The organism is Pseudomonas sp. LBUM1678, assembly GCF_059695575.1.
In genome coordinates, this window is the sequence record NZ_CP166775.1 from 2,910,371 (window position 1) to 2,933,471 (window position 23,101).

A 23,101-nucleotide genomic window follows, 5' to 3' on the forward strand; every position below is an offset into this window, starting at 1 on the left:
TGCGTGGTGGTCGGGGCTGGTGAACCTGTTCGGCATTGAATCACCGGGTCTGACCAGCTGCCTGGCACTGGCGGATCGAGTGCTGATCCATCTGACTCCGCATTCCCTGTAGCAGCTGCCGAGCAGCCCTGTGGCGAGGGGATTTATCCCCGTTCGGCTGCGCAGCAGTCGTAAAACCTGAACCCACGGTCTTTCTGATGCACCGCGTTGTCTGATTTCACGACTGCTTCGCAGCCGAACGCAGCCTCGCGCTGCTCGGCAGCTGCTACCCAAAACCGTGTTGCGGCGAAGTGCCGGTTATCAGCCTTTGCGCTGCCGCCCGCCGAGCGGGCTATGCTTGCCAGTGCGCCCATCGTAATGGGAGAACTCTGATGATCAACGTACGCACTGCGCGCATGCTTGCCGATTACAAGCAATGGGCCGATCAGCGCCTCTTTGACAGCCTGGCCGCGTTGCCGCCGGGTGAGGTCAACAAAGAGCGGGTGTCGGTGTTCAAAAACATGATCGGCACCCTGAACCACATCTACGTCGTGGACTGCATCTGGCAGGCTCACCTCGAAGGCCGAGGGCACGGCTTCAAAACCTCACACGATCTGCTGCATCCCGACCTCGCTGAATTGCGCATGGCGCAAAAGGAGATCGATCACTGGTATTGCCGGTGGAGTGCCCGGCAAAGCGAGACGTCGCTCGATAAACCCGTCGAGTTCACATTTGTCTCGGGCGAGAGCGGCACCATGAGCGCCGGGGCGATGCTGATGCATGTGGTCAATCACGCCAGTTATCACCGTGGCTGGGTGATCCAGATGTATTTCGACATTCCCGCCATGCCACCGATGACCGACATGCCGATCTTCCTGCGCGAGACCGATCCGGATTTCAACTCGCTCAGAGCACCGGCAGTTCAGCCGACATGTGTTGGGCTATTCGCGAGCGCAACCAACGTTCTGCCGGATCGTTATCGTTGACACCGTTCCAGACCATGGACAGTTCGGACAGCACGATGTCAAACGGCGGGTCGTCGGCGCGCAACTGGCTGCTGCCTTCGATCAGCGCGCACGCGGCGTAGTCAGGCACCGTGGCGAGCATATCGGTGCCGGCAAGCAAGGCGCGCAGCCCGGAGAACTGCGGCACCGCCAGCACCACCCGGCGTGAACGGCCGATGCTCGCCAGATCGTTGTCGATGGCACCGGTCAAATCTCCGGAAAACGACACCAGCGCGTGAGGGCGGGCGCAGTATTCATCCAGGGTCAGGGGGCCGGGCCGGTCATCGCCCCGCAGGATCTTCACACTCAGGTCTCGCAGTTTCTTGCGCTTGGCATTGGCCGGCAATTCGGTGGTGTAGCTGATCCCGACGGAAATCTCCCCGGAGCCGAGCATCGACGACATCAGCAAGTAATTCACCCGACGCACCACCACCACGACGTTCTGCGCCTCTTCGCGAATCTGCTTGAGCAACGGCGGAAACAGACCGAACTCGGCATCGTCGGACAGTCCGATGCGAAACACATCGCGGCTGGTGGACGGGTCAAAATCCTTGGCCCGACTGACCGCGCCGGAAATGGTGTCCATCGCCGGCTGCAACTCCTTGAGAATCACCAGGGCACGCTGGGTCGGCTCCAGCACCCGACCGTTGCGCACCAGCAACGGATCGTCGAACAGATCCCGCAACTTCGCCAGCGAAGCACTGACGGCGGGCTGACCGAGGAACAGCTTCTCCCCGGCCCGGGTCAGGTTCTTCTCGAACATCAACGTTTCGAAAATCACCAGCAGATTCATGTCCACGCGGCGCAAGTCGTTGCGGTTCATGTGCGGGTACTCGCAGGGTTTTGGGGTCTTTTCAGTAAAGCATCAAACCCTGTGGCGAGGGGGTGACTGTGATGAGGGGAGTTATCTGTAGTGAGGAGGCATACCAGTGGCGAGGGAGCTTGCTCCCGCTCGACTGCGCAGCAGTCGCCAGGCCATCCGTCGCGGTCATCCTGACAGAGCGCGGTTGCAGGTTTTGAGGGCCGCTGCGCGACCCAACGGGAGCAAGCTCCCTCGCCACGGTCTTTTTTGGTTCCACATCAAGATCTCGCCACCACTCACCTGTGCAAGGGGGGTTAGCGAAACGCCGCACCGCCCCGTTCGGCTGCGCAGCAGTCGCAAAAAAGTGACCGCTGCACAGCGCAACATCAGTTAACGGCTCACCACAACAAGCGGCACCTACTTGGGTAGGTCAATTTTATCCAACACCCGGTTCGCTGTGATCTCCGCCACCATGATGCTGTTTGAAATACCCAGCAGGGCGTAACGCGACTCACCCTCCAGATGATCCACCAACTGATGGACCATCACATCGACGGAGGCCAGGATTTCGACCAGATAAACCGCCAGGGTTTCGGCCGTGGCCTCTGGGTCTACGGAGAACAGAGTGCTGCGTGCTCGCGGGGTGGCTTTGATGTCGGCGTTCGATGGGAAGTGGAAGTCGAGGGCGCGCTCGGCGGCCTCGTTGAGTTTTTTTGAATCGGGTTCGTATGGGGAGGCCGGATCAGTGTCCGGTGGATTGGGCGTTACTTTGAACATATGCTGAGTTTCCAGATTGGGTGCCACCCCTCTTGCGACTAAACGTAAGGGGAGGCAGCTGCACGCAGGTTAGTCGACCGGGAAACTCAGCAATCCGGCGCGCCCGAGGGCGCCCTACGTACAGCCACCATCAAGTACAGGACGGAAGACCTGCATGACAGATGCACGCACAACTGAGTTAACGCGGGCGACTAAACCCGATCACTGAAGGGCAGTGACGGGAATCAAGTTACCGAGCGGCCCTCAGGCGCACAAGCCGGCGGATTCTGGCGCAGCCGTAGGCAACGGCGCAAGGATTTGTAGCTTTCAGGAAGTATCTTTGAGGGTATTTAAACAAGCACCGTTTCACGGTTAAACAAACGAGCAAGGTTGCCGGGCTAGCGCAGATTTGTGAGGAGGGCGCTTACCTGTGGCGAGGGGGTTTATCGGGACGCCGCATCGCCCCGTTGGGTCGCGCAGCGGCCCCAAAACCTGCAACCGCGGTTATTCAGGCAAACCGAGTGCACAGGATTTGCGACTGCTGCGCAGCGAACGGGGGTAAACCCCCTCGCCACAGGGTTTTTGTGGGCTCCCCATTGAAGTTTCACCACCACAGGGGTTTGTGAACTCCACACATTGAGGACTCACCGCCACAGGGACTCGATCAGGCCAACTCCACCTCCGCACAGCGCATCGCATTGGACGCCAGCAAATCAGCAATCTCATCCTCGGAAAAGTCGAAATCACGCAACACCGAACGCGAGTGTTGGCCATTCTCCGGTGCCGGCGCATACGGCGTTTGTGCCGCCTCCAGGCTATTCACCGGAAACCCCGGCACCCGCACCACGCCGTGCTGCGGGTGGTGCAGTTCCACCAGCATGCCGTTGCTGGCGATCTGCGGATGGGCCAGCACATCGTTGTAATCGCTGACCTTCGAACAAAGGATGTCGGCCTCGCGCAGCACCTTAAGCCAATGAGCAACGGGCCGGGTGAGGAACACGTCGGTCAGTGCCGCGCACATGGCTTCACGATGAACCACGCGTTGCGCCGAACTGGCGAAGCGCGGGTCGTCGATCCATTCCGGATGCCCGAGCACTCCGCACAGGGTGGGCCAGCGGTTGCCGTTATAGGCGGCGACCATCAGCCAGCCATCCGCCGCCTCAAAGGCTTCGTTGGGCGCGGAGTAGGGCGCGGCGCTGCCGATGCGGGTCGGCAGCTTGCCGTCGCACAGGAAGCTGGCCAGTGACGCCTGTTGCAGCGCCAGTGCCGAGTTCATCAGGCTGACGTCGAGGTGGCCGCCCAAGCCGTCCTTGTCCCGGGCATGCAGCTTGGCCAGCACGGCCATGCAGGCCATGTAGCCGGTGACCACATCGACCACCGGCGCTTGCACCTTGGACGGCGCGGAGTTCGGCGTGCCGATCAGGCTCATCAGGCCGGAGTCGGCTTGCAGAATGCCGTCGACTCCCGCCCGGTCGGCATACGGGCCTTGCTGGCCGTAGGCGGAAATCGAGCAGTAGATCAAGTCCGGTTTCAGCGCGGCCAGGTCCTCGTAGCCCAGTCCGAGCCGGGCCATGACGCCGGGGCGCATGCTTTCGACCAGCACGTCGGCTTGCAGTACCAAGCGTTTGATTACCGCTGCGCTGTCCGGGTGTTTCAGGTCCAGGCTCACACCCAGTTTGCCGCGATTGAACGCGTGATACAGCGCGCTATCCTCGCCGACCCACGCCGGGCCGAGGGTGCGGCCCAGCTCGCCTTCGTGGGATTCGATCTTGATCACCCGCGCGCCCATGTCGGCCATCAGCATGGTTGCCGTTGGGCCGGCGGCGATCTGGGTGAAATCGAGGACGGTCAGGCCGTCCAGAGCTTTGCGTAACATGTTCGCCTCCTCGGGCTCTTCAGCGGCCCGTGTAATGCGGTGCGCGTTTTTCGGCAAACGCCTGCCGGCCTTCGAGGCGATCTTCGGTGTCGCGCAACACGCCCCAATACAGTTCGGTCAAGCGCTGGGCGTCGCTGTCGCTCAAGTGCGCGGTGCTGCGGGCCAAGGTTTGCAGGGCCTGAATTGCCAGCGGTGCCTGGCGGGCAATCTGCTCGGCCAGCACCATCGCCCGTTGCAGCAAGGCTTCGCGACTGTCCAGACGTTCCGAAATCAGGCCGATGGCGTGGGCCTGCCACGCGTCGATGCGCGCCCCGGTCAGGGCCATTTGCATGGCGTGGGCGGGCGGCACCGCGCGCATCAAACGATGCAGGCCACTGACCGCCGGAATCGAACCGACGGCGGCTTCCGGCAGACCGAACGTCGCGCTGGCACTGGCAATGCGCAGGTCACATTGCAGCGCCAGTTCCAGGCCGCCGCCCAGGCAGTGACCATTGATGGCGGCAATCAACGGCTTGTGCAGGTCGAGGTCGGCGAGGTCCATCTGGCGGATATAAAGCCCCGCGTCTGCGGCGGGCTCGTTAGCCAAAAACAATGCCTCGGCGTACGAAGCTGACGAGGCTCGCGTACTTTTCATATCGGCGCCGACGCAAAACGCGCGTTCACCGCTGCCGGTGATCACGGCCGCGCGCAGTTCCCGGCGGTCGCGTACTTCACGCAGATGCCCGCGCAGGGCCTGGAGCGAATCCAGGTCCAGGGCATTCAGCGCTTGCGGGCGATCAAGGGTGATCAGCGCCACGGGGCCGTGTAGTTCCAAAGTGACTGACATGGTGCTCACCTCACACACTGGCCGAGGACAGACTGCGTCCGCCGCACACATACAGGGTTTGTCCGGTGACGTAGCTGCTGGCCGGGGCGAGGAAAAACTCCACGGCATTGGCGATGTCGTCCGGGGTGCCGATGCGTTTCACTGGCACCGTTTCCTTGAGTTTTGCCTGCACCTCAGGCGCGAAACTCTGGAACAACGGCGTGTCGACGATGCCGGGGGCGATGGCGTTGACGGTGATGCCTTTGGCCGCAAACTCGATCGCCAGGCTGCGGGTCAGGCTGACCACGCCGCCCTTGGCCGCCGAGTAGTTGGCCTGACCGAAACCGCCCAGCCAGGCCCGGGACGACATGTTGACGATGCGCCCGAAGCCTTTCTCCAGCATCAGTGGCAAAGCCGCCTTGCAGCAGAGAAATTGCGCCCGTAGGTTGGTGTCTACCACCAGGTCCCAGTCCTGTTCGGTCATGTTCAGGAAACGTTTGTCGCGGACCACGCCGGCGTTGTTCACCAGAAAATCCAGGCGGCCATGGGCTTCGCGGATCTGCGCGAAAGCGGCGTTGACGGACTCGCCTTCGGTCAGGTCCAGCGCAATGCCGGCGACCTTCCAGTCCTCGGCTTGCAATGCGCTGACGCTGTCGTTCAACGCCTGTTCGTCGCGATCCAGCAAGTAGACAAACACGCCTTGGTGCGCCAGTCGTTTGGCAATGGTCAAGCCGATGCCACGAGCGGCGCCGGTCACGACGGCTACCTGGCCGGCGGCAAAATGTGAGTTGTTCATGGCTCAGACTCCCAGGATGTGCACGGCCGATGCCGCGTGGTCGACCCCGGCGATACCGCCGCCGGTGCATTGCGCCAGGCCCAGGCGCGGTGTGCCGGCTTGGCGGCTGCCGGCGCGGCCTTGCAACTGCCAGAGCAACTCGACCATTTGCGCGACGCCGGTGGCACCCAATGGGTGACCTTTGGCCAACAGGCCGCCACTCGGATTGACCGGCACCCGGCCACCGAGAGCGGTGGCGCCCGAGTGCAACAGCGCGACGGCTTCGCCCGGTGCGGCCAGACCCAACGCTTCGTAATACAACAGCTCGGCGATGGTGAAAGCGTCGTGCAACTCGACCACGCCGATATCGGTGGGGGCGACACCGGCCTGTTCATAGGCCAGGCGTGCGGCGCGTGCGGTGATTTCGGCGTCGAGAATGTCTTCGTCACCGCTCTCGCGCAGGCCCGAAACAATGATCGAACCCAACACCTTGACGTCTTTGGCGTGGGGGCCGGGTTTGTTGCCAAGGACCAGCGCGGCGGCACCGTCCACTTGCGACGGGCAGCACTGCAACAGGGTCAGCGGGTCGGCGATCATGCGCGAGGCGAGCACTTCTTCGAGGCTGACTTCAGTGCGTTGCTGGGCGTATTCGTTAAGCGAACCGTGGCGGCGATTCTTCACTGCCACCGCAGCCAGATCGGCAGGCTTGGCGTCACGCTCGTGAATGAACCGCGTGGCGCGCATCGCGTAAACCGCCGGCAGCACCATGCCCGCCGTAGCGTAGAGGTCGGTCATGCGGTCGTTGCGCTGCATCGGTATCATGCCGCCGCCCAACGCAGTCAACTGCTCGATGCCGAACACCAGCACGCGTTCGTATTGATCGGCCAGCAAGGCGTGGCGTGCCAGGTGCACCGCCGTCGCGCCGCTGGCACAGGCGTTTTCGATGTTGTAGACCGGAATGCCTTGCAGGCCCAGATCGCGCACGATCACCTGCCCGAGAATCATCCCGCCCAGCACATTGGCGCAGTACACGGCCTGAATGTCGGCCAGTTGCAGGCCGGCATCGGCCACTGCATCGAGAATCGCCCGTTGCGCCAGTTCCGGTGCCATGACGCCGGGGTGACGGCCGAAGACGGTCATGGCGCCGCCCATTACATGCATCTGGCTCATGGACGGGCCTCCTGGGATTGGAAAACGTAGCCGTAGGTGTCGTCGGCAATCACTCGGCATTTTTCGCCGATGGCAGGCACGCCGGGGCTTCCGATCAGGCGCCCGAACAAACGCACTGGCCCGGGCAGGTCGACATACGCCAGGACGAACGGTGGCAGGCCGCTTTTCGGGCTCGGGTGCATGATGGTGAAGCTGTAGACCTGGCCCTCAACGTCGAGCACGGTGTCGTCGAACTGGCTGCTCAGCGGCGACTCGGCAGGCACGGACGGAAAGAAGATTTCCCCGCTGTGGTGATGGCGCGAGGCATGCAGGCCGGGTGGCGTGGTAGGCGTCCAAATGGATGTGGAAAAACTCATGATGACCTCCTGTTGTTATGCGCTTGCGAGCAAGCTCTGGAGGTCATGGTCGGGCAGGGCACAAGGCCCGACAAACGATATAAAAACCCGGTTTGGTTGAGAAAAAATCAAACCAAGGCGATAGCGGGTTCACCCGATATCCGTCAGTTGAAACGCAAAAACTGTGGGAGCGAGCCTGCTCGCGATTGCGGTGTGTCAGGCAACAAACATATCAACTGACACGCCGCAATCGCGAGCAGGCTCGCTCCCACAGGGGGATTTGCGGCGTTAATGGAAACTCAGCCTTGCAATGTGACGCCTGCCATCTGCTCCAGCACTTTCACCACTTGGGTCATGTCCCGCGCCGGATCACCTTCGCTCAAGGCCTGATCGAAGAACTGCTTGACCACCGCAGAGGTGAAGGCCGGCACCCCGGTGCTTTCGGCCTCGGCAAGAAACAACCGCACATCCTTGCGCATCAAATCCAGGCGAAAGCCGAAATAGAATTCCCGGCGCATCACGGTGCCCGCCAGGATCTGTTCGCTGGTAAAGCTGCGCGCGGTGCTGGCGTTGAGCATGTCCACCATTTGCCGTGGGTCGAGCCCGGCCTTGACCCCGAACAGCATCGCTTCGCTGGTGGCCACCAGGGTGGCGGCGACGATCATGTTGTTGACCAGCTTCAACGTCTGGCCCAGCCCCGGCTCGGTGCCGATGTGTTCGACCTTCTTGCCGAAGGCAGCGAATACCGGCGCGCAACGCTCGTAGGCGGCGCGATCACCGCCGACCATCACCGACAACGTGCCGTTTTGCGCGCCCGCGACTCCGCCGGCCAGCGGTGCATCGAGTGCGGCGATGCCACGTTCGGCCAGTGCCGCGTGCAGGTGCCGGGCCAGGCTCGGGCCGGTGGTGGAATGGTCGACCAGAATGCTCACCTTCTGGCCGTGGATCACGCCATCATCACCGAGCACCACATTTTCGACGATGTCCGGGGTCGGCACGCATACCAGCACGATGTGCGCGTGGTCCGCCACTTCCCGTGGAGTGGCGTGGCTGCGCGCACCCCGTTCAAGCAACGGCGCCAGGGCTTGGGGATTGGGGTCAAACAGGTTCAGGTCAAAGCCCTGGTCGAGCAGATGGTGGGCCATTTTCTGGCCCATGGCGCCGATGCCGATGAAGCCGATGGAAGGCGTATCGAGGGTCGTCATGGCAGGTCTCTTTTTTATGAATGGAGACCCATGCTAGACACGCCGACAATTGACCGGCAAAGCAGTTTTACGCCGCTGTACGTTGACTAAACCTCAAGCCAGTTCGCGGGTAATGCGGGCCTGTTCGAGGACCCATTCACGGAAAATCCGCAGGTCTTCGCTTTCCTCGCGGTGCTTGGGAATCAGCAGGTAGTAGGTGTACACGCCCATGTCCACCACCTGCTCGAACGGCCGGATCAGCGTGCCGTCCTGCAACTCCTTGCTCACCAGAAACAGCTGCGCCATGGCAATGCCCTGACCGCCGACAGCGGCGGCGTACACCATCGACGAGCTCTGGTAGGTCATGCCCGCGTGGGCATCGACCTCGCGGCTGACGCCGCAGGCTTCCAGCCAGTAACGCCAGTCTTCGAGGCGGGCGATCGAGTGCAGCATCGTGTAGTTGGCGATATCGGCCGGCGTCTGCAACCCCGGGCCATGCTGCAGCAACGACGGGCTGCACACCGGGGCCAGTTGGTTGTCGCTGAGGACATGGCAATTGCAGTTGGGCCACTCACCGGAACCGAGGCGAATGGCGGCGTCGATGTCTTCCTTGTAGAAGTCCACGGGCTCGAGAGACGCAGTCAGCAGCACTTCGATCTTCGGGTTCTGCACATGGAAACTCGCCAGGCGCGGGATCAGCCACTGCATGGCGAACGTGGTGTAGGCGCGGACCTTGAGCTGACGGCGCAAGGGCGGGGACATGAGTTTTTTGGTGGCCCCACGCAGGTCTTCGACCACCCGGGCCACGGCGCGAAAGTACTGCTCGCCGGCAGCGGTCAAAGTGATCTGGCGGTGCCCACGCACGAACAGGTCGAGCTTGAGGAATTCTTCCAGCGTGCGGATCTGCCGACTCACTGCGCCGGGGGTGACGTTCAACTCATCGGCGGCCAGGGTGATGCTCAAATGCCGGGCGACGGATTCGAAGGCACGAATGGCATTCAGGGGTGGCAGACGTTCCATGGTGAGCAAACTCTTGTTCTTATGGGAGGAGCGGCGCGCAGTGTACGTAAACAAGAGCCTAAACCCACTTGATTAAAACTCAAGTAAAGGGCGTGTTTTTCTCGATTGTCGGTCGGCAGCGCGGCTTTCAGGATCGACCGTCACGCGCCGGTCTGGCACGTGGCCGAACCTGACAACAATAAGAGAAACACACCCATGAATAGCCCCTTTTCCAACGCCCGGAAGGGCTTCCCGCTGGTTTCGCAACTAGCGTTGTGCAGTGCGGCGAGCACCCTGTGGAACCCGGCCTGTGCCGATCTCCTTCAGGACAGCAAAAGCAGCCTGGAGCTGCGCAACTACTACTTCAATCGTGATTTTCGTCAGTCCGGCGTCGCTCAAAGCAAGGCTGAGGAATGGGCGCAGGGGTTCATCCTGCGGCTGGAATCGGGTTACACCGACGGCATGATCGGGGTCGGTTTTGACGCCATCGGGTTGGTGGGGATCAAGCTCGATTCATCGCCGGATCGCTCCGGCACCGGCCTGCTCAATACCGCACGAGTACCGGGCGGGCGAGCCGAAGATAATTACGGCGAGCTGGGCCTGACCGGCAAACTGCGCATGGCACGCAGCACCCTGAAAGTCGGTACCTTGCTGCCGCGGATGCCGGTGGTCATGTACAACGATACACGCCTGTTGCCGCAAACTTTTCGCGGGGCCTGGCTCAACAGCGCGGATCTCGACAAGCTGTCGCTGGATCTTGGACGGTTGGATCAGACCAACCTGCGCAACTCTTCCGACAATGAAGACATGAGTGTTTTCAACGGTGGTTCGCGCAATATCCGCCTGGGTCGCCACGCCACCAGTGACCGTTTCGACTTTGCCGGGGCCACCTACCGCTGGGCGCCGGCGCTGAGTACAGCTTATTACTACGGTGAGCTGGATAGGATTTATCAGCAGCATTACCTGACCCTGAACCACAAATGGACGATCAGCGAAGGGCAGACGTTGAACTCCGATTTGCGCTGGGCGCGCAGCCTCGACGAGGGCGGCAGCAATGTCGATAACTCGGCGCTGGGTGCGATGTTTACCTACAGCGCCCGTGGCCATTCATTGGGCCTGGGGTATCAGCGCATGAGCGGCGACACCGGTTTTGCCAATATCAACGGCACTGACGGATATCTGGTCAACCTGGTGCAGATCAACGATTTCGGTAATCAGGACGAACGCTCATGGCAGGCGCGCTACGACTACAACTTCGCCGCCGTGGGGATTCCCGGCCTGACCTTCATGACCCGCTACCTCTCGGGTGACGACGTCACCGTGCGCAATCGTGCGGATGGCGGCAAGGAATGGGAACGTGATTCCGAGCTGGGGTATGTGATTCAGAGCGGGCCGCTGAAGGACCTCGGGCTGAAGTGGAAAAACGCCAGTGCACGGAGCAATTTTTCCAGTGATATCGATGAGAACCGGTTGATCGTTACTTACTCGTTGGCGATTTGGTAACTCCAAACAAAACGCGACCGAGAGGTCGCGTTTCTATGTGGTATGCAATTTCATCTGCGACGCACTGGCATGTAGCAGCTGGCGAAGCCTGCGTTCGGCTGCGCAGCAGTCGCAAAACCAGAGAATGTGGTCTTTCTGAAACACCGCGTGTTCTGATTTCACGACTGCTGCGCAGCCGAACGCAGGCTGCGCCAGCTGCTTCAGGTCGCGGGTTACTTAGAGGCGAATAATCACCGATTTGAGCTGCGTGTAATGCGACAACGCATCAACCCCTTGCTCACGCCCATAACCGCTTTGCTTGAACCCGCCGCACGGCGTCTGGACGAATCCGCCGCTGTATTCATTGACCACAATCCGTCCAGCTTCCAGATTCCCGGCGACCCGATGCACCCGACCAATGTCACGGCTCCAGATCCCGGCCCCCAGGCCGAACTCGCTGTCGTTGGCGATGCGCAGCGCGTCCGCTTCATCCTTGAACGGAATCACGCACACAATCGGCCCGAAGATTTCTTCCCGGGCAAGGGTCATGTCATTGGTCACGCCGGTGTAAACGGTCGGCTCGATGTACCAGCCGTTTTCGAAACCGGGATGGCTCGCCACCTTGCCGCCGATCGCCGGGGTCAGCCCCTCGCGTTCGGCAATTGCAAAGTAACTCTGGATTTTCTCGAACTGGGCGTGGGTGGTGATGGGGCCGGACGTTGCATCGTCCTGCGGACCGACCCGCAGCTTGCCGACCTCGGCCACCAGTTTGTCGACGAAGCGATCGTAAATCGATTCCTGTACCAACAGCCGCGTTCCGGCAGCGCACCATTGGCCGCTGTTCCAGGTGAACGCGAGGGTCGAACCTTTGGCGGCGGCGTCCAGATCAGCGTCGTCGAACACGATGTTGGCCGACTTGCCACCCAGTTCCAGGGTCAGCGGCAGGATCCGGTCCGCCGCAATATGGCCCAGCGCCTGGCCGGCATGAATGCCGCCAGTGAAGGAGATTTTGCGGATGTGCGGGTTGTGCGCCATGGCCGGTCCGATGACGCTGCCTTTGCCGACGATCACGTTGAACACCCCCGGTGGAATCCCGGCCTCCACGGCCATGCGCGCAAGTTCAACCAGAGAAGCCGAGGTGTGCTCGGAAGGCTTGGCCACCACCGTGTTGCCGGTGGCCAGCGCCGGGGCAATCGCCCGGGCCGCCTGATGCAGCGGGGCATTCCACGGCAGGATCACGCCGATCACGCCAAACGGATCGCGGCGGGTGTAGACGTGGTAATTAGGGCCCTGGTTGATGACGTCGCCGTCCATGACATTGACGATGCCACCGTAGAACTCGAAGTACTGCGCCGTGAGGTCCATCAGCGTCGCCATCTCGCGTCCGGGCTTGCCGGTTTCGGCCTGCTCCAGCGCGCCGAGGGTGCTTTCGCTGGCGCGGATCAAACGGCCGAAGTCGTTGAGGATGCGCCCGCGGTCAGCCGGGCGCATATCGCGCCAGACTTGCAGCGCTGCAGCGGCGGAGTCGATGGCGATGGCCACGTCAGCCGGGCCGCTGCTGGCCACTTCGTTGAGTTTTTCGCCGGTGCGCGGGTCGATTTTGTCTTCGTACTGGCCGTCCAGCGGCGGCACGGAGCGCCCATCGATAAAGCTGTTGGTTTGCTCAAACATTGCGGGATCTCCTCGCGAAACTTTTGTTGTCGATGCGGTACATGGGGGAGGTCGTGGGCAGCCCCATGATTACCTGCATTTACACTCGCTCGCCCTAGCGCCTTCAACCGAGTTTTAAAGGACGGTGCGTTGAGAAAATCTCAATGCAGTGGGTTGATATTTAGTCAACCGAACCGCCCTGAAAACTCGCTTCACGAGAAGCCGGCGACGCTGGATATTTCTCCCGTAGCAACACTGAGGCCGCGTCTAAAGGTCAACAATAATAGCGCCCACGGGAGCCAGAACCATGAGCAACTACCCTACGGTGGACGGCGAACTGCCGTCCTCATCCAAAGCAACTGCCACGATTGAAACTCAAGGTCGAAAACTCAACAGCGCAGAGAAAAAAGCGATTGTCGCCGCGACCCTGGGCACCATCGTCGAGTACACGGACTGGGTCATCTACGCGACCTTTTCCTCCATTCTGGCCAAGCAATTTTTCCCTGCCGGTGACGGGGCAACCGCCTTGCTGTCGGTGCTGGCCGTGTTCGCGGTCGGCTTCATCATGCGCCCGATCGGTGGCGCGGTGCTGGGCCAACTGGCTGACCGCTACGGTCGCAAGAAAGGCCTGACGCTCTCCATCCTGCTGATGTCTGTCGCCTCGCTGGTGATCGGGATCTGCCCCAACTATGAAAGTATCGGCATTGCCGCGCCGATCATTCTGGTGCTTGCCCGGCTGGTTCAGGGCTTTTCGGCGGGGGGTGAGTTCGGCTCCGCCTCGGCGTTCCTGATCGAATCGGCCCCTGCGCATCGACGGGCATTCGCCGGTTCGTGGCAGTGGTTTGCAATCAACGCCGGCACGCTGGTGTCTTTCCTGCTCGGCTTCGCCCTGGCGTCGATGGGCAGCGACACCGCGCTCTACGATTGGGGCTGGCGCGTGGCGTTCGTGATTGCCGCGTTGATGGGCATGGTCACCCTGTGGATTCGACTGTCGGTGCGTGAAACCGAGGTCTTCAAATCGCGCGTTGCCAGCCACAGCAAAAAACGCCCGATTCGCGAACTGCTGTTCAGCCATCGCCGCGATGCCATGCGCGTGATCGGCATCGCCATGGCCGGCAACCTGCTCAACTACGTGTGGATGGTCAGCTATCCGAATCAGGTGCACCTGATCACCGGCATGTCGATCCGCGACACCTTGCTGGCCGGAGTGATTTCGGTTGGCGTATCGCTGGTGTTGCTGCCGTTCGCCGGCAAGCTGGCGGATCGCGTCGGGCGACGTCCGGTGCTGATTGCCTTCGCCATCGCCTCGATCCTGTGGGCCTGGCCGAGCTTTGGCCTGCTGCATGTCGGCATCAGCCTGATGGAAGTGACGTTGATCCAGACCGTCTCGATGGTGATCATGACCGGTTTCGGCGCCGCGTCGGCGGTGACCATGGCCGAACAATTCCCGGCCGAAGTTCGCGTGACAGGCATCGCCTTGCCGTACGCCTTGTCAGTGACCTTGTTCGGCGGCACCGCGCCGTACCTGATGGCTGCGATGGCGGGCTGGGGGTATGGCGGGTTGTTCTGGATTTACCTGGCGGTGATCAGTGCGATCAGCGCAGTGGTTTACCTGCGCATGCCGGAGACGCGGGGCCAGCCGTTGCGTTGATCGGACATCAATGAAAAGGGGCGGATAATCCGCCCCTTTTTTGTGCCCGAAACACAAACCCTGTGGGAGCGAGCCTGCTCGCGATAGCGGTGTGTCAGGCAAAGATGATGTCGCCTGATAGTTCGCCATCGCGAGCAGGCTCACTCCCACATTTGGTTATGTGTGGCTGTTCTCAGCACGTCTGGAATGGAAGATCGAGACCAGTCCGCACACCGCAAACGACGCGCCCACCGCTGCCAACCCTGGCCAGCCGTGATACTCGGCGGCGCTGGCCCCGAGGGCCGATCCCAATGCGCCGCCAGTGAAGTAGGTGACCATGAACACCGTGTTCAGGCGGCTGACTGCCTCCGGGGCCAGGGCCAGAATGCGTGCCTGATTGGCCAGTTGATTAGCCCGGTTGCCGATGTCCAGCGCGGTGGCACAGGCAAGGATCAACCACCAGAAACCTGCGGCACCGCCCACATACAAGGCGATGAAAGCCAGCAGCACCGCGCCGGTCCCCAGATAACTCAGCTTGATGCCGTAGTGTTGCGTGAGTCGTCCAAGCCATGAGGCGGCGACAATTCCGACGATGGCCGAAAGCCCGAACAGCCCGGCCTGTCCGCTGGAGTAGTGATAAGGCTCAAGCGCCAGCAGCGAAGCCATGGATCCCCAGAACACGTTCAACGCCCCGAAGATCAGCCCACCGCTCACTGAAGATCGACGCAGGGTCGGGTGATCGCGCACCAGTTTCCACATCGATTTCATCAGGTCCAGATAGGGCAGGGTGCTGGACGGTGCGGTCACGGGCATGCGGATCAGGATCGCGATAAACAGCAGCACATTCATCGCAGCAGCGGCGAAGAACATGCCGCGCCAGCCGATCCAGGTGCTGACGGCACCGCTCAGGGCCCGCGCCAACAGACCGCCCGCCGACAAGCCACTGACCATCATGCCCAGCACGCTCCCGCGTTGCTCCGGGTGCGCGAGGGCGGTGGCGGCGGGAATGATGATCTGCGCACTGACGGCGGACAGGCCGAGCATTACGCTGGCCAGCAGCAAAAAGGAATAGGTCGGTGCGACGGCGGAGGCGATCAGGCTGAGGAAGTTCAGGCTCAACATGCCGAGGATCAGCGAGCGCCTAGTGACCCGATCACCCAATGGGACAAACAGCAGCAAGCCGAGGGCGTATCCGAGTTGAGTGAGCATGGCGATCTGGCCGACATGCGCGCCCGAGATGCTGAACGTCGCGCCAATCAACGGCAGCATGGTCTGGTTGTAATAGATGGTCGCAACCGAAAAGCCGCAACACAGCGCCAGAGTGATCGCCAGGCTGGCGGGCAATGCGGTTTTGTTTTCAGGCATCTGGTGTTCCCCTGGGAATGACAAGCGAGTTGCTGTTGTAGTCGGCGGAAGGGAAACGGGTCAAAGCACAAAACCGCAGGCCCGCTTGAGCAAATCTCATGCGTTGGATCTGCGGTGGTCGGGCCGGCCTCATCGCGAGCAGGCTCACTCCCACAGGGGAATGCATTCCAAAATGTGGGAGTGAGCCTGCTCGCGATGAGGCCGGTCCGAACGCCACACATTTCAGCTGGTGGGACCCGGCTCCGATTCGGTCAGCACCTTCCTGAACGTCTCCACCAACGGCCGCAAATTGATCCGGTGCCACGCCGCCCATAGCGGTCTGGTGTAGCCAATCCACGGCACTTCCCGCAACACCACGCCCGGCGGTGCGTTGCGGCTCAAGCCTTTCTGAATCATCGCGATGCCTAGCCCCGAGGCCACCAGAGCCATTGCAGTAAAAGGGCCGGTGGCTTCCATGCGGATGTCCGGGGTGAAGCCGGCGCGGATGCAAGCGCTGACGAAATCTGCGCGGCTAGTGAGGTGCTGCACGCCGATCCACTCCTGATCGGCGAGGTCGGCCGGGGTCAGTGTCGCTTGGTGGGCGAGGGGATGGTCTTCGGGCAGGGCCAGCAGCATCGGGTCGTCCAGCACTTGAAAACCCAGCAGGTCCGGATCGTCGGCGACGGGCGGTTCGCTGACCAGCGCGATATCGAGACTACGCTGACGCAGGCGTTCGAGTTGTTCGGCGGAGCTCTGGTTGTACAGCGCAACGTGCACGTTCGGCCGGTCGACGCGCAGCACCCGCAACGCGTTGGGCAGCACGCCGGCGTGCATGGCGTTTTCGATGTAGCCGATGCACAAGCCGCCTTCTTCGCCGCGACCGAGGCGTTTGCCGAGGGATTCGAGGCGGTTGGCGTGGGTCAGCAGGGCGCGGGTTTCGGCGAGGAAGGTCTGGCCGTCGCGGGTCAGGCGGATGCGCTGCTGGCTGCGCTCGAACAGGGTCAGGCCCAGGCGTTCTTCGAGCTGGGCGATCTGCCGGCTCAGGGGCGACTGGGAAATGTGCAAACGTTCGGCGGCGCGACCGACGTGTTCTTCTTCGGCGACGGCGACGAAGTAGCGCAATTGACGGATGTCGATCATGTCAGACCTCGGGGGACTCAAGTGCTGCGCATTATGTCTTGGACGGTCCGATCATCGCAATCTAGGATCTGCTCAACGGTGTAGGAGCCGGCTTGCTGGCGATGCGGTTCGTCAAGCGATAGATGTGTCGACTGTTTCGCCGCCATCGCCAGCAAGCCGGCTCCTACAGGGTTTATCAGACATTTGAGAGGTATTTTCCATGAGCTTGAAAGACAAACTGCCCGGCGCGCTGGGTTTCGGTACCGCCCCATTGGGCAACATGTTCCGCGTCATCCCTGAAGACGAGGCGCAGGCCACCGTCCACGCTGCCTGGGATGCCGGCGTGCGTTACTTCGACACCGCACCGTTTTACGGCTCGGGCCTGTCGGAGATTCGCCTGGGCACCGCACTGGCTAAATACAACCGCGACGACTACGTGCTGAGCAGCAAAGTCGGCCGGGTCATCCTGGACGAAGTCGAAGACGCCGCCGCCCGTGACCTGGGTGAAAAAAGCGGCGTGTTCGAACACGGCCGCCCGAACAAAATCGTCAACGACTACAGCGCCGACGCGACGATGCGTTCGATCGAAGACAGCCTCAAGCGCCTGCAAACCGATCACCTGGACATCGTCTGGGTGCATGACATCGCGCAAGACTTCTACGGCGATCAGTGGCTGGAATACTTCAACCAGGCCCGCGCTGGCGCGTTCAAAGTGCTGACCCGTTTGCGCGAAGAAGGCGTGATCAAGGGCTGGGGCCTGGGCGTGAACAAGGTCGAGCCTTGCGAACTGACCCTTGATCTGACCGAAGCCCAGCCTGACGGTTTTCTGCTGGCGGGTCGCTACACTCTTCTCGACCACGACCGTGCCTTGCAGCGTTTGATGGACGCAGCCCTGGCGCAGAACGTCGAGATTGTGGTCGGCGGTCCTTACAGCTCGGGCATTCTGGCCGGCGGCGCGCACTTCGAATACCAGAAGGCCAGCCCGGCGATCGTCAACAAAGTCGAGCAGATCAAACGCATCGCGGCTGCCCATGGTGTCGACATCAAGGCCGCTGCGTTGCAATTCTCGCTGGCTAACCCGGCCGTGGCGGCGGTGATTCCGGGCTCCAGCCGTCCGGACCGGATTGCTGAAGATGTTGCCGCACTCTCGGCGGTCATTCCCCCTGCTTTCTGGCAGGCGATGCGCGACGCGAAACTGGTGAGCGAACGCGCTCCATTGCCAATCTGAGGAGTTTGAGCATGAAGATCGATCTGACTGGAAAACTCGCCATTGTCAGCGGCAGCACCGCCGGCATTGGCCTGGGCATCAGCAAGGCGCTGGCCGAATCCGGCGCCACGGTGGTGGTGATCGGCCGCGAAACGGCCAAGGTCGAACAGGCGCTGGCGAGCATTCGCCAGAGCGTGCCGGGCGCGCAACTGCGTGGCCTGACCGCCGACCTTGGCACCGCCGAAGGTGCCGAGCAGTTGTTCGTCGCTGAACCGCGTGCCGACATCCTGGTGAACAACCTCGGGATCTTCAACGAGGTGGATTTTTTCGACACGCCAGACAGCGAGTGGACGCGCTTCTATGAGGTCAACGTGATCTCCGGCGTGCGCCTGTCCCGGCATTACGTGCCGGACATGGTCAAGCAGGGCTGGGGCCGGGTGATTTTCCTGTCCTCTGAATCCGGCATCGCGATCCCGGCCGACATGCTCAACTACGGCGTGACCAAAAGCGCCAACCTCGCGGTGTCCCACGGCTTGGCCAAACGACTGGCGGGCACTGGCGTGACGGTCAACGCGATCCTGCCGGGCCCGACGTTGACCGATGGCCTGGAACAGATGCTCAAGGACGCCACCGCCGAATCGGGGCGCAGTGTTCGCGAAGAAGCCGATGCATTCGTGCGCAAGGCGCGGCCGACCTCGATCATCCAGCGTGTCGCGGATGTCGAGGAAGTCGCCAACCTGGTGGCCTACATCGCCTCGCCACTGTCCTCCGCCACGACGGGCGCGGCCTTACGGGTCGACGGCGGTGTTGTCGACAGCATGGCGATCTGAATTCTATTGATTAAGCGAGAACATTACATGGCAAGTGCATCAGCGTTTATCGACATTCCGGCTTCGGCCGATGAGGTTTGGCAATTGATTGGTGGCTTCGACACCCTGCCGGACTGGCTGCCGTTTATCCCGAAAAGCGAACTGAGTGAAGGCGGGCGGGTGCGTAGCCTGCAAACGGCGGACGGGGCGGTGGTGGTTGAGCGGTTGGAGACGTTTGATAACGCCGGGAAGACGTACAGCTACTCGATTATGGAGGCACCGTTTCCGGCGACCGAGTATCTGGCGACGATTAAGGTAGAGGCCCAAGGGCGGGGCGCTCGGGTGACGTGGTCAGGGCGGTTCTTGCCGGTTGGGGTGAGTGATCAGGAGGTTGAAGAGTTGTTTGCCGGGATTTATCAGGGCGGGCTTGAGGCCCTGCGGGCGAACTACCCAAACTAGAAGCCAACGCACCCTTGTAGCAGCTGCCGAGCCTGCGAGGCGGCGTTCGGCGACGCAGTCGTCGCAAACCTGCGAACGCGGTTTCCCTGACACATCGCGGGGCCTGATTTCACGACGACTTCGTCGCCGAACGCAGCCTCGCAGGCTCGGCAGCTGCTACGCAATGGTGTGCCGCTTCAGGTTTGGGGAATCAGATCCTGTCCGCAATCGAGCACCATCCGTGCCCCTCCGAGTTCACTGGTACCCACTTCAAGCGCAAACCCATGCAGGCTGACAATCGCCGCGACGATCGACAGGCCCAACCCGAACCCGCTTTTCTGAATCCCACCCTCGGCACGGTAAAAGCGCTGGAACACCGCTTCGCGTTCGCTTTCTGGGATACCGGGCCCTGAATCGAGCACTTCGATTCGCGTGCGCCCACCGTCATTGACCCCCCGCAAAATCACCTCGCCACCCGGCGGGGTAAATTTGATCGAGTTGCTCAGCAGGTTCGCGACCGCTTCAAACAACAGTGCCCGATCGCCATTCAACATCGGCAACGACGCTGGCAATTGCAGCTTGAACACCAGTTCGCCTTCCTCCGCCAGCGGCAGGTAAAAGTCATGCAGCTCCTGCAGCAACGGCACCGGGTCCAGTTGCACAAAACCGGAACGGCGCTGGCGGTCCTCCAGTTCGGAAATCCGCAGCAATCCACGAAACCGCGCCATCAAGGTATCCGCTTCACCGAGTACGGAGTCCAGCTGCACGGCCAGGGTCGAGCCGTCATCTGCCTGCTGCTGGATTCGGTACAACTGGGCCCGCAAGCGGGTCAGCGGTGTGCGCAGGTCATGGGCGATGTTGTCGCACACACCCTTGACCTCGTTCATCAGGCGTTCGATGCGTTCAAGCATGGCGTTGACGATGGCGGCGAGCATGTCCAGCTCATCGCGGCGATTCGACAGCGGCAAACGCCGGGTCAGGTCACCGGCGACGATGGCCTCGGCGCTGGCCTGAATCGCACGAATCCGCCGTAACGGACGCCGTCGCAACAGATGCCAGCCGGCGATGCCGGGCAGGATGGTCAGCGTCACGCCCCAGAACAACGCGTGCAAAATGATTCGGGTCACGGCAAACAGCGAACCGTTATCGCGCACCAGCACCAGCCAGCGGCCGTCCTTTGTCTGGGTCGCGACCGCGTCGCAACTGTCGGTGGGCAGGCTGGGGTCGTCCGACTCGGCGCAGTCGCCGAGCATGTGAATCTTGCCATCCAGCAGCAGGCCTTCGGGCATGTGCCGCAGCGCTCCGCTGAGGTAGCGGTGCTGCGAGTCGAACAGGCCATAGGCGTCGATGCCGCGAATGTCGAAGGTCATGCTGACGGCGAGGGCGTCGGCCAATTGTTCGCCCTGGAAGTGCGAAAACAAATGCTGACGCTGCATCAGCGAGTGTTTGGCCAGGTTGTCCAGATAAGCGGACACCTCGTAGTACATGACCCCCATCAGAATCCCGCTCCAGATCACAAACAGTGAACTGTAGAGCGCGAGCAAGCGGCTGCTGGAAGAGCGCCAGCCGTTAGAGGGGTTCAGCAATGACATAACCCGAGCCTCGCACGGTCCGAATCAGGGGGACTTTGCCAGGCGGGTCGATCTTTTTGCGCAGCCGGCCGATGTGCACGTCGATGAGGTTGGTGCCGGGGTCGAAGTGATAACCCCAGACCTCTTCGAAAATCATCATCCGCGACAGGATCTGCCCGGTGTTGCGCATCAGGAATTCCAGCAACTTGTATTCAGTGGGCAACAGCGTCAGCAACTGATCGTCGCGGCTGGCTTCGTGGCTGATCAGGTTCAGCTCGAGATCGGCGACCCGCAACGTGGTCGCCTGGGCGGTCACGGTGTTCTGGCGGCGCAACAGGACTTCAACCCGGGCGGCCATTTCATCGGTGGCAAACGGCTTGGTCAGGTAATCATCGCCGCCGGCCCGCAAGCCGCGTACTCGCTCATCGACGTCGGAAAGGGCGCTGATCATCAGAATCGGCGTGGCCACGCCCATGGTCCGCAGGGTGGTGACAATGGCCAGGCCATCGAGCTCCGGCAGCATGCGGTCGAGGGTGATCAGGTCGTAATTGCCGCTGACCGCACGCTCCAGGCCTTCGCGGCCATTGTTGACCCAATCGACGTCGAGGCCGTGGCTACTGAGTTCGGCGACGATTTCCCGGGCGGTCACGGCGTCGTCTTCGATGGTCAAGATGCGGGTCATAGGGCGTGCCTGATAGTCAGTTCATGGCGGAGTGTGTGGGCATTTTGCCTATAAATGCATGCCGACTTTCTAAATAAAACTTCACGTAAAGGAAAGTCAAAGATCGCAGCCTCGTTTCACTCGACAGCTGCTACATAGAGCTGCGTATCCCCTGTAGCAGCTGTCGAGTGAAACGAGGCTGCGATCTTTAGATCTTCAATGCATAAAACCCGCTGAGATCGACCCTACCTTGCAAAATGCATGGAAATCGGAAGTTCAAAATTTATAAGTCGTTGAAAGAAAACGAATTATCTAAATTCGGCGACTGGCACGGTGACTGCACTCACTTCTTTGAAGAGTTGTAACACCATCTTTCCTGCCTGGAGCGATACAACAATGAATAGATCCTCTGATGGTTTCTATCCTGCCGCAGAAGAATCAAGCACGCTCTCGGGTGTGTCCTGGGGAGCGATCTTCGCCGGTGCCGCTGCGGCGGCGGCGTTATCACTGATTTTAGTGCTGCTTGGGTTTGGTCTTGGATTTTCAGCTGTTTCACCATGGGCCCACGAGGGTATGAGTGCCAAGGGCCTGGGGATTTCAACGATTGTCTGGCTGGCCGTTACGCAAATCGTGGCGTCCGGTGCCGGTGGTTACATCGCCGGTCGTCTGCGGGTGAAGTGGGCCTACATGCACGGTGATGAAGTCTATTTCCGTGACACGGCCCATGGCTTCCTGGCCTGGTGCGTGGCAACGCTAGTGACCGCGACGTTGGTCGTCGGCTCGGTCAGCAGTATCGTCAGCGGCGGTGTGCAAGCCGGGGCGAGTGTTGTCGGTGGCGCTGCGAGTGCCGCGACTCAAGCCGCTGGCACTGCTGCGGGCAATACCAGCAGCGACCAATATGGCTACTTCGTCGACACTCTGTTCCGCGATGATCGCCCGGCTGCTATCAGCGATGACGCCGCCCGTAGCACCGTGACTCGCATCTTCGCCCGCTCCCTGAGCAACGACGGTCAACTGGCTGCCGAGGACCGGACTTACCTGGCGCAAATGGTTGCTCAACGTACCAACCTGACCCAGGCCGATGCCGAGCGCCGTGTCGATGAGGTCTACGCCCGCACCCAAAAAGCCGTGGCCGACGCCAAACTGGCTGCGCAGCAAGCTGCTGACACTGCCGCCAAAGTCGCTGCCTGGACTGCGCTGTGGATGTTCATTGCGCTGCTGATCGGTGCGTTTTTCGCCAGCCTCGCCGCGACCTACGGCGGTCGTCGTCGGGATGCCGTGGAGTATCTGGAATCCGACGATTACGTGACCACTACCACTACGCTGCCACCCGTTCGCTAACCCAGGAGAATTACCATGCGCTCATTACTGCTGTTATTTCTTGGCGTGCCAATCCCGATCATCATCCTGATCGCCATATTCATGCATTGATTATGAGGCTCATGCCTCTGCCGCTTCTGCCTCTGGTGGAAGCGGCGTTTTGCTTTCTGGCGCCCATTAAAGCG

Annotated in this window: 21 protein-coding genes and 1 pseudogene; 8 read left to right on the forward strand and 14 right to left on the reverse strand. The window is 61.4% G+C overall.

Going from position 1 to position 23,101, the window contains the following annotated elements; all coding sequences use genetic code 11:
- Positions 1-13: 13 nt before the first annotated feature.
- Both ACA070_RS13455 and ACA070_RS13460 read left to right on the forward strand, forming a co-directional pair.
- Positions 14-112, forward strand: a pseudogene (locus ACA070_RS13455) (hypothetical protein); the annotation flags it as partial.
- Between the two features lie 259 nt (positions 113-371).
- On the forward strand, positions 372-965 hold the full coding sequence (locus ACA070_RS13460; RefSeq protein WP_497451546.1) for a DinB family protein: 594 nt from the start codon (positions 372-374) through the stop codon (positions 963-965).
- On the opposite strand, the gene ACA070_RS13465 is transcribed toward ACA070_RS13460, so the two are convergent.
- The 9 genes from ACA070_RS13465 to gcvA all read right to left on the reverse strand — a co-directional run bounded on the left by ACA070_RS13465 (position 886) and on the right by gcvA (position 9,706).
- The gene (locus ACA070_RS13465; RefSeq protein WP_497451547.1) at positions 886-1,806 is read right to left on the reverse strand and encodes a LysR substrate-binding domain-containing protein; all 921 of its coding nucleotides are present in this window, start codon (positions 1,804-1,806) and stop codon (positions 886-888) included. The genes ACA070_RS13460 and ACA070_RS13465 overlap by 80 nt on opposite strands.
- A 396-nt stretch (positions 1,807-2,202) precedes the next feature.
- Positions 2,203-2,562 carry a DUF6124 family protein gene (locus ACA070_RS13470; protein ID WP_497451548.1) on the reverse strand — a complete coding sequence of 120 codons (360 nt, stop codon included), beginning with the start codon at positions 2,560-2,562 and terminating at the stop codon, positions 2,203-2,205.
- Positions 2,563-3,205: 643 nt separating this feature from the next.
- Positions 3,206-4,417, reverse strand: coding sequence for a CaiB/BaiF CoA transferase family protein (locus ACA070_RS13475; RefSeq protein ID WP_497451549.1), 1,212 nt, complete (start codon positions 4,415-4,417; stop codon positions 3,206-3,208).
- A gap of 19 nt (positions 4,418-4,436) precedes the next feature.
- Positions 4,437-5,243, reverse strand: a complete 807-nt coding sequence (locus ACA070_RS13480; protein WP_497451550.1) for an enoyl-CoA hydratase/isomerase family protein — start codon at positions 5,241-5,243, stop codon at positions 4,437-4,439.
- A gap of 10 nt (positions 5,244-5,253) precedes the next feature.
- Positions 5,254-6,018 carry an SDR family NAD(P)-dependent oxidoreductase gene (locus ACA070_RS13485; RefSeq protein ID WP_497451551.1) on the reverse strand — a complete coding sequence of 255 codons (765 nt, stop codon included), beginning with the start codon at positions 6,016-6,018 and terminating at the stop codon, positions 5,254-5,256.
- Positions 6,019-6,021: 3 nt separating this feature from the next.
- The gene (locus tag ACA070_RS13490) at positions 6,022-7,167 is read right to left on the reverse strand and encodes a thiolase family protein (protein ID WP_497451552.1); all 1,146 of its coding nucleotides are present in this window, start codon (positions 7,165-7,167) and stop codon (positions 6,022-6,024) included.
- Positions 7,164-7,523 (reverse strand): Zn-ribbon domain-containing OB-fold protein, encoded by a 360-nt coding sequence (locus tag ACA070_RS13495; RefSeq protein WP_497451553.1) that lies wholly within the window; start codon positions 7,521-7,523, stop codon positions 7,164-7,166. Before ACA070_RS13495 ends, ACA070_RS13490 begins: the two co-directional genes overlap by 4 nt.
- Before the next feature lie 278 nt (positions 7,524-7,801).
- Positions 7,802-8,707 (reverse strand): NAD(P)-dependent oxidoreductase, encoded by a 906-nt coding sequence (locus ACA070_RS13500; protein ID WP_497451554.1) that lies wholly within the window; start codon positions 8,705-8,707, stop codon positions 7,802-7,804.
- A gap of 93 nt (positions 8,708-8,800) precedes the next feature.
- Complete coding sequence (gene gcvA / locus ACA070_RS13505; RefSeq protein ID WP_497451555.1) at positions 8,801-9,706, reverse strand: transcriptional regulator GcvA; 906 nt, start codon at positions 9,704-9,706, stop codon at positions 8,801-8,803.
- A gap of 195 nt (positions 9,707-9,901) precedes the next feature.
- On the opposite strand from gcvA, the gene ACA070_RS13510 reads away from it, so the two are divergent.
- Positions 9,902-11,188: an OprD family porin gene (locus ACA070_RS13510; protein ID WP_497451556.1), complete on the forward strand. Its 1,287-nt coding sequence runs from the start codon at positions 9,902-9,904 to the stop codon at positions 11,186-11,188.
- Positions 11,189-11,404: 216 nt separating this feature from the next.
- Here the strand turns inward: ACA070_RS13510 and ACA070_RS13515 are convergent, their stop codons facing one another.
- Complete coding sequence (locus tag ACA070_RS13515) at positions 11,405-12,838, reverse strand: aldehyde dehydrogenase family protein (protein WP_497451557.1); 1,434 nt, start codon at positions 12,836-12,838, stop codon at positions 11,405-11,407.
- Positions 12,839-13,124: 286 nt separating this feature from the next.
- On the opposite strand from ACA070_RS13515, the gene ACA070_RS13520 reads away from it, so the two are divergent.
- Positions 13,125-14,468 (forward strand): MFS transporter, encoded by a 1,344-nt coding sequence (locus ACA070_RS13520; RefSeq protein ID WP_497451558.1) that lies wholly within the window; start codon positions 13,125-13,127, stop codon positions 14,466-14,468.
- A 156-nt stretch (positions 14,469-14,624) separates the two neighbouring features.
- Here ACA070_RS13520 and ACA070_RS13525 read toward each other — a convergent pair whose 3' ends face one another.
- Positions 14,625-15,812 (reverse strand): MFS transporter, encoded by a 1,188-nt coding sequence (locus ACA070_RS13525; protein WP_497451559.1) that lies wholly within the window; start codon positions 15,810-15,812, stop codon positions 14,625-14,627.
- A 222-nt stretch (positions 15,813-16,034) separates the two neighbouring features.
- Positions 16,035-16,931: a LysR substrate-binding domain-containing protein gene (locus ACA070_RS13530; protein WP_497451560.1), complete on the reverse strand. Its 897-nt coding sequence runs from the start codon at positions 16,929-16,931 to the stop codon at positions 16,035-16,037.
- 199 nt (positions 16,932-17,130) lie between these two features.
- Between ACA070_RS13530 and ACA070_RS13535 the strand changes: the two genes are divergently transcribed.
- Genes ACA070_RS13535 through ACA070_RS13545 form a run of 3 tightly spaced genes read left to right on the forward strand, consistent with a single transcriptional unit; the run spans position 17,131 to position 19,385 of the window.
- A complete protein-coding gene (locus ACA070_RS13535) occupies positions 17,131-18,138 on the forward strand; it encodes an aldo/keto reductase (RefSeq protein WP_497451561.1) in 1,008 nt (335 codons plus the stop codon).
- A gap of 11 nt (positions 18,139-18,149) precedes the next feature.
- Positions 18,150-18,947: an SDR family NAD(P)-dependent oxidoreductase gene (locus tag ACA070_RS13540; protein ID WP_497451562.1), complete on the forward strand. Its 798-nt coding sequence runs from the start codon at positions 18,150-18,152 to the stop codon at positions 18,945-18,947.
- A 27-nt stretch (positions 18,948-18,974) separates the two neighbouring features.
- The gene (locus tag ACA070_RS13545; protein ID WP_497451563.1) at positions 18,975-19,385 is read left to right on the forward strand and encodes an SRPBCC family protein; all 411 of its coding nucleotides are present in this window, start codon (positions 18,975-18,977) and stop codon (positions 19,383-19,385) included.
- Between the two features lie 176 nt (positions 19,386-19,561).
- On the opposite strand, the gene ACA070_RS13550 is transcribed toward ACA070_RS13545, so the two are convergent.
- Positions 19,562-20,956 carry a sensor histidine kinase gene (locus tag ACA070_RS13550; RefSeq protein ID WP_497451564.1) on the reverse strand — a complete coding sequence of 465 codons (1,395 nt, stop codon included), beginning with the start codon at positions 20,954-20,956 and terminating at the stop codon, positions 19,562-19,564.
- Positions 20,934-21,617, reverse strand: a complete 684-nt coding sequence (locus tag ACA070_RS13555; protein ID WP_010455216.1) for a response regulator transcription factor — start codon at positions 21,615-21,617, stop codon at positions 20,934-20,936. Before ACA070_RS13555 ends, ACA070_RS13550 begins: the two co-directional genes overlap by 23 nt.
- 375 nt (positions 21,618-21,992) lie before the next feature.
- On the opposite strand from ACA070_RS13555, the gene ACA070_RS13560 reads away from it, so the two are divergent.
- Positions 21,993-22,937 (forward strand): hypothetical protein, encoded by a 945-nt coding sequence (locus ACA070_RS13560; protein ID WP_497451565.1) that lies wholly within the window; start codon positions 21,993-21,995, stop codon positions 22,935-22,937.
- Positions 22,938-23,101: the final 164 nt, after the last annotated feature.